The 14117-nt window shown below is 61.6% G+C and carries 11 protein-coding genes and 1 tRNA gene; 3 read left to right on the top strand and 9 right to left on the bottom strand.

What is annotated here, in order from left to right; translation table 11 throughout:
• Window positions 1-6 precede the first annotated feature (6 nt).
• The 5 genes from EOA16_RS24295 to obgE form a co-directional block, all read right to left on the bottom strand.
• Window positions 7-1290 carry an MFS transporter gene (locus EOA16_RS24295; RefSeq protein WP_127260467.1) on the bottom strand — a complete coding sequence of 428 codons (1284 nt, stop codon included), beginning with the start codon at window positions 1288-1290 and terminating at the stop codon, window positions 7-9.
• 68 nt (window positions 1291-1358) lie between these two features.
• Entirely contained in the window at window positions 1359-1991 is a 633-nt protein-coding gene (locus EOA16_RS24290; RefSeq protein ID WP_245456010.1) for a nicotinate-nucleotide adenylyltransferase, read from the bottom strand.
• A gap of 286 nt (window positions 1992-2277) precedes the next feature.
• Window positions 2278-3564 (bottom strand): glutamate-5-semialdehyde dehydrogenase, encoded by a 1287-nt coding sequence (locus EOA16_RS24285; RefSeq protein WP_127260466.1) that lies wholly within the window; start codon window positions 3562-3564, stop codon window positions 2278-2280.
• 3 nt (window positions 3565-3567) lie between these two features.
• Complete coding sequence (gene proB, locus EOA16_RS24280; RefSeq protein WP_127260465.1) at window positions 3568-4812, bottom strand: glutamate 5-kinase; 1245 nt, start codon at window positions 4810-4812, stop codon at window positions 3568-3570.
• A gap of 4 nt (window positions 4813-4816) precedes the next feature.
• Window positions 4817-5848, bottom strand: a complete 1032-nt coding sequence (obgE, locus tag EOA16_RS24275; RefSeq protein WP_127260464.1) for a GTPase ObgE — start codon at window positions 5846-5848, stop codon at window positions 4817-4819.
• 134 nt (window positions 5849-5982) lie between these two features.
• Between obgE and EOA16_RS24270 the strand changes: the two genes are divergently transcribed.
• Window positions 5983-6852, top strand: a complete 870-nt coding sequence (locus EOA16_RS24270) for an endonuclease/exonuclease/phosphatase family protein (RefSeq protein ID WP_127260463.1) — start codon at window positions 5983-5985, stop codon at window positions 6850-6852.
• Between the two features lie 202 nt (window positions 6853-7054).
• On the opposite strand, the gene EOA16_RS24265 is transcribed toward EOA16_RS24270, so the two are convergent.
• The 3 genes from EOA16_RS24265 to EOA16_RS24255 all read right to left on the bottom strand — a co-directional run bounded on the left by EOA16_RS24265 (window position 7055) and on the right by EOA16_RS24255 (window position 8810).
• Window positions 7055-7642, bottom strand: a complete 588-nt coding sequence (locus EOA16_RS24265; RefSeq protein ID WP_164754369.1) for a GNAT family protein — start codon at window positions 7640-7642, stop codon at window positions 7055-7057.
• A 120-nt stretch (window positions 7643-7762) separates the two neighbouring features.
• On the bottom strand, window positions 7763-8032 hold the full coding sequence (gene rpmA, locus EOA16_RS24260; protein ID WP_013529063.1) for a 50S ribosomal protein L27: 270 nt from the start codon (window positions 8030-8032) through the stop codon (window positions 7763-7765).
• A gap of 97 nt (window positions 8033-8129) precedes the next feature.
• The gene (locus EOA16_RS24255) at window positions 8130-8810 is read right to left on the bottom strand and encodes a 50S ribosomal protein L21 (protein WP_127260461.1); all 681 of its coding nucleotides are present in this window, start codon (window positions 8808-8810) and stop codon (window positions 8130-8132) included.
• A gap of 404 nt (window positions 8811-9214) precedes the next feature.
• On the opposite strand from EOA16_RS24255, the gene EOA16_RS24250 reads away from it, so the two are divergent.
• Both EOA16_RS24250 and EOA16_RS24245 read left to right on the top strand, forming a co-directional pair.
• A tRNA-Ser gene (locus EOA16_RS24250) sits at window positions 9215-9304 on the top strand.
• A 114-nt stretch (window positions 9305-9418) separates the two neighbouring features.
• Entirely contained in the window at window positions 9419-10741 is a 1323-nt protein-coding gene (locus EOA16_RS24245; protein WP_063169217.1) for an integrase, read from the top strand.
• A gap of 1453 nt (window positions 10742-12194) precedes the next feature.
• Here EOA16_RS24245 and EOA16_RS24240 read toward each other — a convergent pair.
• Window positions 12195-14096, bottom strand: a complete 1902-nt coding sequence (locus tag EOA16_RS24240) for an EAL domain-containing protein (RefSeq protein WP_082826564.1) — start codon at window positions 14094-14096, stop codon at window positions 12195-12197.
• Window positions 14097-14117: the final 21 nt, after the last annotated feature.

Genomic DNA, 14117 nt, shown 5'->3' with positions numbered 1-14117 from the left:
GTTGGCTCAGTGCCGGCCCTCATCGTCCGGTGCGAAGGCAAGTTCGACCGGCAACGGAGCCTGCGCCGTCATCGGTGCGAAACTGCCGGTTTCACCGACCGGGACCGCACGCGTCGTGAACACACGCAAAAGCACGAACAGGCAGAAGGCTGCGGCGATGAGAACAGCCACATAGATGAAAGCCTGCGTTCCGAAGACGGCCGACAGCGCCGTCACAATGCCGGGCACGACGAAGCCCGACAACGACCAGGCAAACAAAAGCGAACTGGACAGCGCCACCATGTCATCCTTGCCGGCGCGGTCGGCGGCATGTGCGCTGGCCAGTGAATAGATCGATTCCGAAGCGCCATCCCACACGATGTAGATCACGACCAACGCGGCCAACGCGCCGCCATCGAACCCGAGCGCAAACAGGCCGGCGACCATGGCGAGCGCGGATGCGGCGATCAGCACATAGCGGCGGTCGGTTCGGTCGGAAATCCAGCCAAGCGGGATCTGCAGGATCAGCGTGCCGAGAGGCATCGCCGAAAGCAGCAGCGCCACATCGGCCTGGCTGTAGCCCTTGGCCGTGGCGTGGATCGGCGCGAAGCCCGCAATCGACATCGACAGGCCGCCGACGGCAAGCATGCCGGCGACGCCGACCGGTGAAACCCGCCAGGCCCGGCGCAGCGCCACCGAGGCCGCCTGCGGTGCCGGCGGCTGGGCAAGTTTGGTCATCCCGACAGGGAGGATCGATAGCGCCGTGAAGGCGATGCCGATCAGCGGCGCATCCGCTGTCCTGATATCGACCAGCGCCAGCGTCGCGTAACCGACGCCGAGCCCGGCGACATAGGCAACGTAGAAGAAAGCCATCACCCGGCCGCGGATGGCGTTTGGGACGGCATCGTTCAGCCAGCTCTGCGCGACGATGAACAGACCACAGATGGCAAAGCCGTAGAGCGCGCGGGCGGCTATCCACAGCAGCGGATGGACCCCGGCGCCGACAGCGGCGTTTGCCAGCGCGATCAGCGCCGACAGCACCATGAAGGCACGCGCATGGCCAACCCTTCGCACCAGCGGCCCGGTCAGGATGCAGCCGGCGAGGCCGCCGGCCGAAAGTCCTGTGATGATCAGCCCGGCCCAGGTCGGATCGAAACCCTCGGCTCCGAGCCGCACCGGGATATAGGCAAACATCAGCCCATTGCCGACGGCGATCAGCGCCATCGATACGATGACGCTGGCAATCGCGATCAGCGGCGTGGGCTCGGCGCCCTGCTCGGCTTCGCTGCGGTTTTTCCCGGGAATCGACATGCCTGCTCAGGATTGCCCATGAAACGGGCAAAGGGAGCGATAAAAGCGACATGGCCGGGCGGCCGGGCTCACCCCTTCGCCAGCTTGCGGATCGCGCTCGACGAGAGCGACGAGCGCGGGCCGTGGATGAAGGTCCAGGCCGGCGCCTTCATGCGGGCAAGCCGCGGCGCATCGCCCTCGTCGATGCGGGCATAGTCGAAGGTCTTGGCGACGACCGAGGACAGGAACGACAGCGTCGCGCCCGGGCGGTCGATGACGGCGATCGGGAAGGTCATGACGATCTCGCGCCAGCGCTGCCAGCGATGGAAATCGCGCAGACTGTCGGCGCCCATGATCCAGACGAAGTCGACACCGGGATTGCGCGCCTTGACCAGCGCCAGCGTGTCGGCGGTGTAGCGGACGTGATGGGCGGCCTCGAAAGCGGTGACCTTGATTTTCGGGTTCTTGGCGATCTGCTCCGACAGCTGCAGCCGCTCGTTGAGCGGCGCCAATTCCCTGGTGCTCTTCAGCGGATTGCCCGGCGTCACCATCCACCACAGCTGGTCGAGCGCCAGACGCCTGAGCGCGATCTCGGCGACCAGCGCATGGCCGGCATGCGGCGGATTGAACGAGCCGCCGAACAGGCCGACGGCGAGGCCTTTTTCGGCGTGCGGCATCTTGAGATAGTGGGAGGGGACGGGGGGCTGAAGGGACGACAGCATGGTGCTAGGCGCCCCCCTCTGTCCTGCCGGACATCTCCCCCTCAAGGGGGGAGATTGGCAGCTTCACCAACGGCAGAAATTCTGCGGCGGCAGCAATTGGCGAAATTAAAAACAACAGCCAATCTCCCCCCTTGAGGGGGGTGAGGAGTGGTCCGCACAGCGGACGGAAAGCCAATTGCTTGGCTTTCCGAACGACGAACGCCCGGAGCGACAGCGCAGGGCCGGGGCCGGCAGGACAGAGGGGGGTAGCTTGGCGCAACGCCTCAGGCCCTGACGACAAAAAGCTTCAAGGTCTCACCTGTCCCGAGCCGCGCACGCGGTATTTGAAAGACGTCAGCTGCTCGACGCCGACCGGTCCGCGCGCATGCATCTTGCCGGTGGCGATGCCGATCTCGGCGCCCATCCCAAACTCGCCGCCATCGGCGAACTGTGTCGAGGCGTTGTGCAGCAGGATCGCCGAATCGATCTCGTTGAAGAATTTTTCGACCGCTTGCGCATCCTCGGCGACGATCGCCTCGGTGTGATGCGAGGAAAACGTCTCGATATGCTCGATCGCACCAGCGATACCGTCGACCAGCTTCACCGCGATGATGGCATCGAGATATTCGGTCACCCAGTCGGCATCGGTCGCAGGCTGGGCGTCGAAAAACACTGTCAGCACCTCGGCATCGGCATGGATTTCGCAGCCGGCGGCGCGAAGTGCATCGAGGATCGGCACCAGATGGGTGGAGGCAACCGCCCGGTCGACCAGCAGCGTCTCGGCGGCACCGCAGACGCCGGTGCGCCGCATCTTGGCGTTGACGGCGATCCGCACCGCCATGTCGAGATCGGCCGAACGGTCGATGTAGAGATGGCAGATGCCTTCGAGATGCGCGAAGACCGGTACCCGCGCCTCGTTCTGCACCCGCCCGACGAGGCTTTTGCCACCGCGCGGAATGATGACGTCGAGCGTACCGCCCAAGCCTTTCAGCATCTCGCCAACAGCGGCGCGGTCAGTGGTCGGCACCAGCTGGATGGCGTCCTCCGGCAGGCCGGCTTCCTTCAGCCCCTCGACCAGGCAGGCATGGATGGCGGCCGAGGAATTGAGCGAATCCGAGCCGCCGCGTAGAATCACCGGATTGCCGGCCTTGAGACACAGCGCGCCGGCATCGGCGGTGACGTTCGGGCGGCTCTCATAGATGACGCCGACGACGCCGAGCGGCGTGCGCACGCGCTCGATATGCAGGCCGTTCGGACGATCCCATGCAGCGATGACATCGCCGACCGGATCGCGCAGCGCGGCGATCTCCCTGATGCCCTCGGCCATGGCACGGATACGCGCCGGATCGAGCTTCAGCCGGTCCATGAACGAAGCGGACAAGCCAGACTCGTGGCCGTTCGAGACGTCGATGGCGTTTGCGTCGAGGATGTGCTGCTCACGGGCGACGATCGCCTCGGCCATGGCGGCAAGTGCAGCATTCTTGGCGGCCGTCGCGGCGATGGCAAGCGGTCGGGCGGCAGCGCGGGCGCGACGGCCGATATCGGCCATCATCGCTACGGTGTCATCCCCGGATTTTTCATGCAGTTTCAGCATGGCTCATCCTCCGCTTATATCGCCGCCGACCGTGACTTGGTCACCGGCTAGTACCTGGTCACCAGCTCGTACTTGGTCACCAGCTCGTACTTGGTCACCGGCCCGTACTTGGTCACCGGCCCGTACTTGGTCACCGGAATGGCTCACCACAAGGTCGTCGCGGTGGATCATCGCCGAACGCGCCTCGTAACCGAGCACGGTTTCGATCTCGGCCGTCTTCAGGCCAGCGATCCTTACGGCATCGGCTGCATCGTAGGCAACCAGCCCGCGCGCGATCTCGCGGCCCTCGGGCGACAGGATCGCCACCGTGTCGCCGCGCGAGAAATTGCCGCTGACCAGCTTGACGCCGGCCGGCAGCAGCGACTTGCCCGACAGCAGCGCGCCGATGGCGCCGGCATCGACCGTCAGCCGGCCGGCTGGCTCGAGCTGGCCGGCGATCCAGGTCTTGTAGCCCTTGACCGGGTTGCCGCTCGGCCGAAAGAAAGTAGCGCGCTCGCCGCGTTCGATCGCCATCAGCGGCGATAGCCTTGTGCCCGACGTGATGATCATCGCGGTGCCGGCGGCGGTGGCGATCTTGCCGGCATCGAGCTTCGTGCGCATGCCGCCGCGCGACAGCTCGGAAGCGGCGGCGCCCGCCATCGCCTCGATATCTGGCGTGATTCGGTCGACCACCGGAATGAATTTGGCGTTGGGGTCACGCGCCGGCGGCGCCGTATAGAGCCCGTCAATGTCGGAAAGCAGCACCAGGAGGTCAGCGCCCATCATTGTGGCGACGCGGGCCGCCAACCGGTCATTGTCGCCATAGCGGATTTCGGAAGTCGCCACCGTATCGTTCTCGTTGATGACCGGCACCGCCTTCATCTTGAGCAGCGTCGAGATCGTCGCCCGCGCGTTGAGATAGCGGCGGCGCTCCTCGGTGTCGCCGAGCGTCAGCAGGATCTGGCCCGATTTCAGGCTGCCCTTGCCGAGCGCGTCCGACCAGGCGCCGGCCAATGCGATCTGTCCCACGGCTGCCGCCGCCTGGCTCTCCTCCAGTTTCAGGGCGCGCTTGCCGAGGCCAAGGATGGTGCGGCCAAGCGCGATGGCGCCGGACGAGACGACGAGGATTTCAGCGCCGCCCTGGGCCAGCACGGCAATGTCGTCGGCGAGCGAGGCCAGCCAGTCGCGCTTCAGGCCCGTCGTGCGGTCAACGAGCAGCGCCGAGCCGATCTTGACGGTGATGCGCCGATATTTTCTCAGCGACTGCATCGTCCTATCTGTCCCAGCGTGTCTCGACCGGGGCGGCGATCTGCGCACGCGCCTCGGCCACCACCGACATCAGCGCGCGCAACACCGCCTCGACACCCTCGCCGGTGACCGCCGACAACAGCATCGGCGCGCGGCCGGCGGCGCGCTTCAGCGAGGCGACCTTCTTCTTGCGTGCTTCGGCATCGAGCGTGTCGACCTGGGACAGCGCCACGATCTCGACCTTGTCGGTCAGGCCGTTGCCATAGGCTTCGAGTTCGGCGCGCACGGTCTTGTAGGCCTTGCCCGGATTTTCCTCCTGCGCCGAAACCAGATGCAGCAGCACACGCGTGCGCTCGACATGGCCAAGGAAGCGGTCGCCGATGCCGACGCCCTCATGCGCGCCTTCGATGAGGCCAGGAATATCGGCGATGACGAATTCGCGTGCGTCGATGCGGGCGACGCCAAGGCCGGGGTGCAGCGTCGTGAACGGATAGTCGGCGATCTTCGGCTTGGCCGCGGTGACGGCGGCCAGGAATGTCGACTTGCCGGCATTGGGCAGCCCGACCAGCCCGGCATCGGCGATCAGCTTCAGCCGCAGCCAGATGTTGAGCTCTTCGCCCGGCAGGCCGGGATTGGCGCGACGCGGCGCCTGGTTGGTCGAGGTCTTGAAATGCTGGTTGCCGAACCCGCCATTGCCGCCCTTGGCCAGCAGAAAGCGCTGGCCGACCACGGTCAGGTCGCAGATCAGCGTCTCATTGTCTTCTTCGAACACCTGCGTTCCCGCCGGCACCTTCAGCGTGACATCGGCGCCCTTGGCGCCGGTCATGTTGCGCCCCATGCCGTGGACGCCGGTCTTGGCCTTGAAATGCTGCTGATAGCGGTAGTCGATCAGCGTGTTCAGCCCGTTGACCGCCTCCAGCCAGACATCGCCGCCACGACCGCCATCGCCGCCGTCGGGCCCGCCGAACTCGATGAATTTTTCGCGCCTGAACGACACCGAACCAGCGCCGCCGTCACCGGAGCGTATGTAGACCTTGGCTTGATCGAGAAATTTCATGAGATTGTACAGTTTCTACTAGTGGCTTTGCGGCATTGCTCTAAACCTTGGCCCTTGCTCTAAACCAAGGCGCGGCGAAGGGCGAGGCCGTTTTGTGACAATGGCCGCGCGGGATCGGCCGGAGAGATGCCGGAATGAAGCTTGTAACCTACAACATCCAGTACGGCATCGGCCTCGACGGGCAATACGATGTCGGGCGCATCGCTGATGCCGTGCGCGACGCCGACGTGATCGCTTTGCAGGAGGTGACCCGCAACAATCCCCGGAATGGCGGCCGCGACATGGTCGCCGAGATCGGCGAGGCGCTGCCCGACTATTTCGCCGTCTATGGCAGCAATTTCGAGGCCAATATCGGTTCGCACATCGACAACGGCCGTGCCGTCACGAGAACCTTCCAGCTCGGCAACATGGTGCTGTCGAAAACACCCATTCATCTGTCGCGCAACCTGCTTTTGCCGCGCAGCCGCAGCTTCGAGATGATGAACTTCCAGCGTGGCGCGCTGGAAGCGCTGATCGAGACGCCGCTCGGTTTCATCCGCTTCTATTCCATCCATCTCGATCACCGCAGCCCCCTCGAACGCGCCAGCCAGATCCAGTTCCTGCGCCAACGCATGCTGAACTACGCGCTCGAAGGCGGCGCGCTGTCCGGCGTCGCCGAGATCGGCCTGCCGGAACTGCCGCATCCCGAAGCCTTTGTCGGCATGGGCGATTTCAACATGCTGGCCGGCTCGCCAGAATATGTCGAACTCGCCGGCCGGCCGGACCATGAATTCGGCATGCCGCTGACCGCCGACTTCGCCGTCGATGCCGCCTTGCGGCTGAACGCCAGCGGCGACGATCTCATCAGCTGGGTCGACCCCAAGCAACCCACCGATCCCAGCCGTCACAAGCGCATCGACTATATCTTCACAAGCGCTTCGCTTGCCAGATCCCTGCAGCGTCTATGGGTCGATCGAAAGGCCGTCGGCTCGGACCATTTGCCGGTCTGGGTCGAACTGGGCTGACCCCAGATTTGTCCTGCAATCTTTTTCCCAACCTTTGACTTTGACCAAAGCTCAGCGCCGAGGTGTGTCGAGATTCAGGTCAGGCCGAGCCGAAAACGCTGGTTTTCGAGAACCGGAGCGGAGCGTACTTAAAAGTACGTGAGCACTGGAAGCGCAGAAAATCAGCGTTTGCAGGCCGGCCTCACCTGAATATCGGCACACATCAAAAATGCACCCAGTTCCGCAGGCTCGTCCACGTCTTCCTGTCGAGCCGGTAGCGCTCGACCGGCACCTGGCCGGCGACGATCGAGTTCAGCATGCCCTGGCCGGCATATTGGAACCCGCATTTGTGGATGACGCGGCGCGAGGCCGGATTGATGACCCGCGTCGAGGCATGCAGAACCTGGATCGACGTCCTCTGGAAGGCGAGATCGACCAGCGCGTGCGCCGCCTCGGTCGCATAGCCCTTCTTCCAGTACGGCTCGCCGATCCAGTAACCGAGCTCCAGCCCGCGATCGGTGGTGTTGAGGCCGGCGCAACCGACAAACGTGTCGGTGCCGGCCAGCGTCAGGGCATAAGCAATGCCGGCCCGGCGCGACTTGGTCATGGCCAGGAAAGAGCGCGCCTCGGCCTCGCCATAGGGGTGCGGCATGCGTGCCAGCATTTCGGCGACATGACGGTTGTCGGCAAGTTCGACCAGTTGCGCGACATCGCCTTCGTGAGGCGCCCGCATCACCAGCCGCTCGGTGACCAGCACCGGGCAGTCTATCGCGTAACTTTCGTCTTCTGAGTCTTCCGCTTCGGCAACCATTTGAAAGTCCTCCAGGCACAAGAAAAAGGGGAGATGGAAACCCATCTCCCCTGATCCTTTTCCTGGCTTTGCCAGACACCGGTTCCCGAGATGGGCGCCGGTGTTCTAGTGCGGAACCGGCTACTCCGCGGCTTTGGCAATCGGGTTGACCGATACGTAGGTTCGGCCGTTGGCTTTTTTGTTGAACGTCACGGCGCCGGTCTCGAGCGCAAAAAGCGTATGGTCCGTGCCCATGCCGACATTGACGCCGGGATGCCACGTGGTGCCGCGTTGACGAATGATGATGTTGCCCGGGATGACGGCTTCGCCGCCGAACTTCTTCACGCCCAGACGCTTGGAATGCGAGTCGCGACCGTTGCGCGACGAGCCGCCAGCTTTCTTGTGTGCCATCTAACTAACTCCGTTGCGCCGCAAGGCGCCTAAAAGGCCTTATGAACGCGTTCGCGTTCCGTTTCAAGTCCGATCCGGCGACCTAATCGCCAGAAAATTACTTCGCAGCCAATTCCTTGGCCTGCTCGCGCCAGTCCTTGATCTGGTCGGCGCTGAAGGGCATGTGCTCGTCGATCTTGGCGACATCCTTGTCGGTCAGCTTGGCGAGCTGCGCGAAGGTGATGATGCCCTGCTCGTTGAGATCCTTGGCTGCCACCGGGCCGATGCCCTTGATCACGGTCAGATCGTCCGGCTCGCCCTTCGGCGCCTTGAACAGCGGTGCTGCCGCGGTCTCGGCTGCCTTTGTCTCGGCTGCCTTGGCCTTGGGCTCCTTCTTCGGCGCGGCTTCCGCCTGCACCTCGGTGGCGGCCTCGGCCTTCACCTTCTTCGGCGCCTTGACCGCCGCCGTCTTCGTCGGCTTGGCGCCACCCAGCAGGATCTCGGAGATCCGCACGGTGGTCAAAAGCTGGCGATGGCCGATCTTGCGGCGCGAATTCTGCCGGCGGCGCTTCTTGAAGGCGATGACGGTGCGGTTCTTGCCCTGCTCGACGACTTCGGCGGTGACCACCGCGCCGTCGACGAACGGCGCGCCGAACGTGACATTCTCGCCTTCGCCATGTGCCAGAACATGGCCGATCTCGACCATATCGCCGACAGCGGCTTCGACTTTTTCGATCTTCAGGAGATCGTTGGCGGCAACGCGATACTGCTTGCCACCCGTTTTAATGACTGCGAACATTTTTTGCCTTTCGCTGTTCGGTCGGCCTTGATGAACCGCCTCTGGCGGTTCAGCCGTCTTTTTGTCAGTCTGCGGGTTCAAAAAACAAGCGGCGCGGAAGAACCCTCCACGCCGATTGCGCGCTGTCCCTAACCGAAGGTTGAGTGCGAGTCAAGGCAAACAGCTGTTGTCGGGACTGTTGTTGGCGGCCGAAGGATCGAGCGTGTCGGCACGACTGCACAGCATCACCGTCGTCGAGGCAAGGATGCATGACTGGTCACCGATCTACCCAGGCCTCGCCGCAGCTGAACCGTCGCGAATCCGCTGCTTGCCCGGCAAGCCAAATAACTGACGGATTGGCCTTGTAACCTGCCCGTTCAGCCGTTATCTAGTGCGCCGCGCCGGCAACGGCCGACCATGACCGCGGAGAGGTGGCAGAGTGGTCGAATGCACCGCACTCGAAATGCGGCATGGGTGCAAGCCCATCGGGGGTTCGAATCCCTCCCTCTCCGCCATTTAGCTTCCATAAAAATCCTTTCCTTTCAAAAGCTTCCTTGTTGCGCTTGACCAGCACGAAGCGAAACATATCTTAGACTGTGTAACAAACTGTGTAACATTAGAGAAAGATAATGCGACGTTCCGCAGCGCCAAAGCCGCATAAACGTGAAGGCATCTGGTATCTCGTCCGCAGGGTGCCGAAGGAATTCGCGGCGTTTGATCGCCGCTGCCTAGTACGCATTTCCACGGGCGTCGCCGTGGCTGACGATCCCCGCGGTGTACGGGCGCGAGATGCAGTGCAAAGCCTCGGCGCGGGGCTGGAGGCGTATTGGCGTAGACTGCGGGAAGGCCAATCCGCCGAGGCGGGGCTGCGTTTCGAAGCCGCGAGGAAGCGCGCGCGGTCATTTGGATTGGCCTATCGCACTAACGAGGAACTAGCAGCGGGGCCGCTCGACGAACTCATGGCCCGTATCAAGCTGCTCCTCGACAAAAAATCGATCGAGGACGCGCAGGACGTCTCGGCCGTCATGGGTGGGGAGAAGCGGCCAGCGGTCCGCCTGAGCGGTCTTATCAAGGAATTCGAGACGATCGAGCAACAGAACTTGCTGACCATGTCGCCCAACCAAATCAAGAAATGGCGTAACCCCAAAAAGCGCGCAGTTGCCAATCTGGTTGGAGTCATTGGCGACAAGGAGATCGCAAGCCTCACTCGGGACGACGCAATCGCGTTCCGCGAGTGGTGGCAAAAGCGGATCGTTGAGGATGGACTTGATATCGGTACGGCCAACAAGGACATCGGCCATGTTTCGAAAATGCTGCGCGTCGTCGATCTGACTCACCAGCTCAAGCTGGAGCCGGTTTTTCGAAACCTGCGTCTTTCCGGCGCCGTCCCCGGGCAACGCGCTGCGTTCACAGCGGAGTTCATTCAGGAGAAGATACTCGCTGAAGGCGCGCTCGACGGACTCAATGACGAAGCCCGCCATCTAATCTATGTGATTGCCGATACCGGACTCAGGCTTTCTGAAGCGGCAAACCTCACCACCGAAACAATCCACCTCGATCGAGAAATCCCGCATGTGCGGGTGCGCCCCAATGGCCGTCGCTTGAAGACCGGTCATTCAGCCCGTGACATTCCCTTGGTTGGCGGCGCACTTGCAGCCATCAAGCTCCATCCGGACGGCTTTCCTCGTTATCGCGACAAGGCCGCGTCACTTTCAGCGCTCGTCAACAAGGTGCTCGCCAGCAAGGAACTTCTGCCGACTTCCGAGCATAGTCTTTATAGCCTGCGACACACTTTCGAGGACCGGCTGACGGCAGTTGAGGCGCCGGAGAAGGTAATTGCTTCTCTGATGGGCCACAAATGGATCCGGCCCAAATACGGCGCGGGACCTTCGTTAGCGCAAAAGCGCGAGTGGCTCCAAAAAATCGCTTTTACCCCGCCCGGGCGAATGTGATTGCGGCGCCATCCAGGCCTTGAGAACCAACCTCACGGCTCCAGCTGTCCGAGCCATTTAGGTTGAGCGTGGCCAGCACGCGCTGCGCTCGCTCGCGATTTCCGAGCTTCCGCCGCATTTGTTCGACCTCGTATTCCAGCCTTTCGAAGGTCGGTATATAGGCATCTCCATGCCGGATGACCAAGTAGGCGGCAACAGCTAGACACCATTCTAGCTCCGTGGCCGATGGATCGGAAAAAGGGGCGACGCCATACCAAGACGAGCAACGCCTCTCGAGGGCTTCCGAACTAGGCAAACGGCCAGCATGTGGCATGGGAAAGAAACCTATGCCTGATCGACGAACCTAAAGTGCTCACGAAGCTTGACCGGTACGCGGGCCATCGGAGGGTTCTGCCTAAAACCGCCAAAAATTTTGAAACACCCATTCATCCGGCTCGAATTCAAAGGGATCGGCGATTTTTGGGTTATGGCTTGCAAGCATAGTTCAGCCCAGACAAGAACGCCTGATATCTTGTCGTGCACTGTCACCCTGCCAAATATGGTGCCGGCGACAACGGCAGTTTGGCGAGCAGAAGAATTCCCGAGACTGAGACGTTCTACGGCTTGGCCCATGTTCGCGCTCCTCCTCGATTGGAGACAGGATGGGCCATATGGAAGCGAATAAAAGGAGGTTGGTGACGAGTCTCGGTAGTGGAGTAGAAACGGGTGGAAAAGCTTGCGCTATTCGCCATCGGCGCCGCTAAGCGCATTTGAGAGAAGGGGCAGCGATCGCCAAGAGATGACGTCCGATCGCAAGCCGGCTAGAAATGCGACAGTGACGCGCCTTTTTTGGCACGACCTTAGCACCCGATCGGGCCTCAGCTGGTCGTCGTTGCGCAGCCGATCGGGTGCGATTTTTATAAAGCTCTCTTGGCTTTAGCTTTGAGAGCCCGTCATCGAGACAAATGCAAGGGAACGGTCCGCCCCCTGGGGACATTCGACATGCCGTGGCAGCTTCCTATGGTGAGCCAGCGCATTCCGATACACGTTTTCCGCGCTCTACCGTTGCTCCAGCACCTGTGCTGAGGCTGAGCGCTTGATCAGGACCCGACCGCTGCTGTTGCGGGATGGTGACTGGGTTGAGGTCGCGAAGACCTTGACCGCGGGTACGTTGTTCATCCCGATGAGCGCTGAGCCGAGAAGCAGCCAAGAACGCTTCCCGTAATCGAATCCTACGGGAACCGCGAAACCAGCGTCCAAAGGACGCAATTCTCCGACGTCGTTCACTCAAGCTCATCTCGCAACTTGAACGCTTGTATGAAGCCGCTGCATGTGCGCCGGTGGACCGGATTGCTGCTATCCAAACCACGTGCTCAGTTTCGCCCCCGTAATAACTCTACCGTCCGAAACGGCTTTCGCGCGTCAGGTCCACCCCACATGAAAGTTCCGCGAGCAGCACGGACGGAGAGGCCGGTCACAACTCCTTCGCGTGCTCTTTTACTACCGAATCAAGTGCCAAATGGAGAGGCACTGCCTTAGAGAACAGGAAGCCCTGCGCGGTTCTGCAGCCAAGCTTGTACAGAGTTTGCCGATCTGCCTCTGTTTCAACGCCCTCGGCCATGACCTCGATCCCGAGCGTCCTACCAAGATCAATCACCGCTTTGACAAGCAGCCGATTCTCCCGGGACTTGGCTAAGCCGCGAACGAAGCCCTGATCTATTTTCACCTTCCTGATCCGACTGTCCTTGAGCGATGCCAACGTCGAAAAACCGGTGCCGAAGTCATCGAGCGCGATAGAAATGCCAGCATGTGAAAGCCGGGCGAGCTTTTCATCCACTCTGTCCGGATCCACTGGGGCTTCTTCGGTAATCTCGATGTCGAACATCGTTGCAGGGAGGTCTTTTGCCGCCAGACCATTAAGAATCATCTCGTCAATATCGCCAGCTTCCAACTCGCACGGTGAAACATTCATCGCCACACGAACATCACGACGGTCAGCTTTGACCAAGCCCTCGATAAGAGCGCAACAGTCGGCGAATACCGTTTGAGTTAGCAGCTGAAGCATTCCAGTTTCGCGTGCCGCTGTCATGATCTCGGGCGGAGAAATGGGACCGTGAAGCGGGTGAGACCATCTTAGCAAGGCTTCAAAACTGACGACGGCTTCAGTTTCGAGTCTTACGATTGGCTGAAACCAAGCGACCAAGCTTCTCATCGTTATCGCCGAATGAAGATCGCGTTCGATTGACTGGCGGCGTTGCAACTCCCGGGCTAGCTCGGCATCGAACAGACAAAATTCATTCCTGCCGCGGCGCTTAGCTGTGTAAAGGGCGATGTCGGCCCGCAACAACATTTCCGTTAGTCCGGGGTTTTCAGCCAAGTAGATTCCTATAGACGCTCCAATGCGGACTGATGCGATCCCAGGATAGGGGCGAGCAAGCTTGGCTATGAGATTGGACGCGAGATTGGTGGGAGAAGGAGAATTCTTTCGCGAAGAAAAAACCAGCACGAATTCATCCCCACCGATGCGGGCGAGCGTTGAGCCCTCCGGTGCTTCTTCCTCTATTCGGCGGGCGATCCTGGCAAGCAGCTCGTCACCCGTTCTGTGACCGTAGGTATCGTTGACAGATTTGAACCCGTCCAGATCAATCAGCATGGCCACAAAGGGTCCATCGGTGTTCTCAAACTGATCGATTGCATGTTCGAGGCCCCGCCTGTTGAGGAGCGCGGTAAGATGGTCCTCCCTGGAATTGCGCTCCATTTCCGCGGCAAGCCGCTCGGCTTGATGTCTCAGGCGGCTCGCGTCACGGAAGCGCGCTTGTCCAACGAACGAGGATCGAACCAGGCCGCCCTCGAAAAGCAGGACGGCAAAAGCCAGAATGTAGTTTTCCGGGGCTCCCTTCGTCAGCAAACATGCGGCGGCAATGAGGAGTGGCGGTGTGATGAAGCATATCGCTGCCGCAGCATATGAGCTGCCGTACGTGACCGCGCCAGCTGAAATGCCCGCCAGAATTATTAGATGCAGCGATGCTTGAGACGTCGTGTATCCAGCCGTTAGGACGGCAAGGAATGACCAGGTGAATCCCGCCAGAAGAGCAAGCCTGCCAAACCAGCGAAGCCGCAGCCAAACCCGTGTCAGATCATCCTGGACTCCGGGTTCCTTCAGCTGATGACGGGCGAGTGCAAGGCGGGCGGCATTTATCGCATTAACGACCGAAAACCAGGCCGCGCCAGCAAGACCGTTCCCGGAAAGGGCCTGCACGGTCAAAATCAGCCCGGACAGCACAATGCTTATCGGCATTGAGACGAAAAGGCCTGCCCTCAGATCAGCGAGCTGGTCCTGAAGGATTCTCGCCTCCAGCGGATCTTCTTTTTCCAAGGCTGGACGGGTCAGCTTGCT

It is taken from the genome of Mesorhizobium sp. M7A.F.Ca.US.008.03.1.1, from assembly GCF_003997495.1.
Classification (GTDB): Bacteria; Pseudomonadota; Alphaproteobacteria; order Rhizobiales; family Rhizobiaceae; genus Mesorhizobium.
Note: the sequence above shows the minus strand (reverse complement) of the source record. Positions and strands in the feature narration are given on the sequence as shown.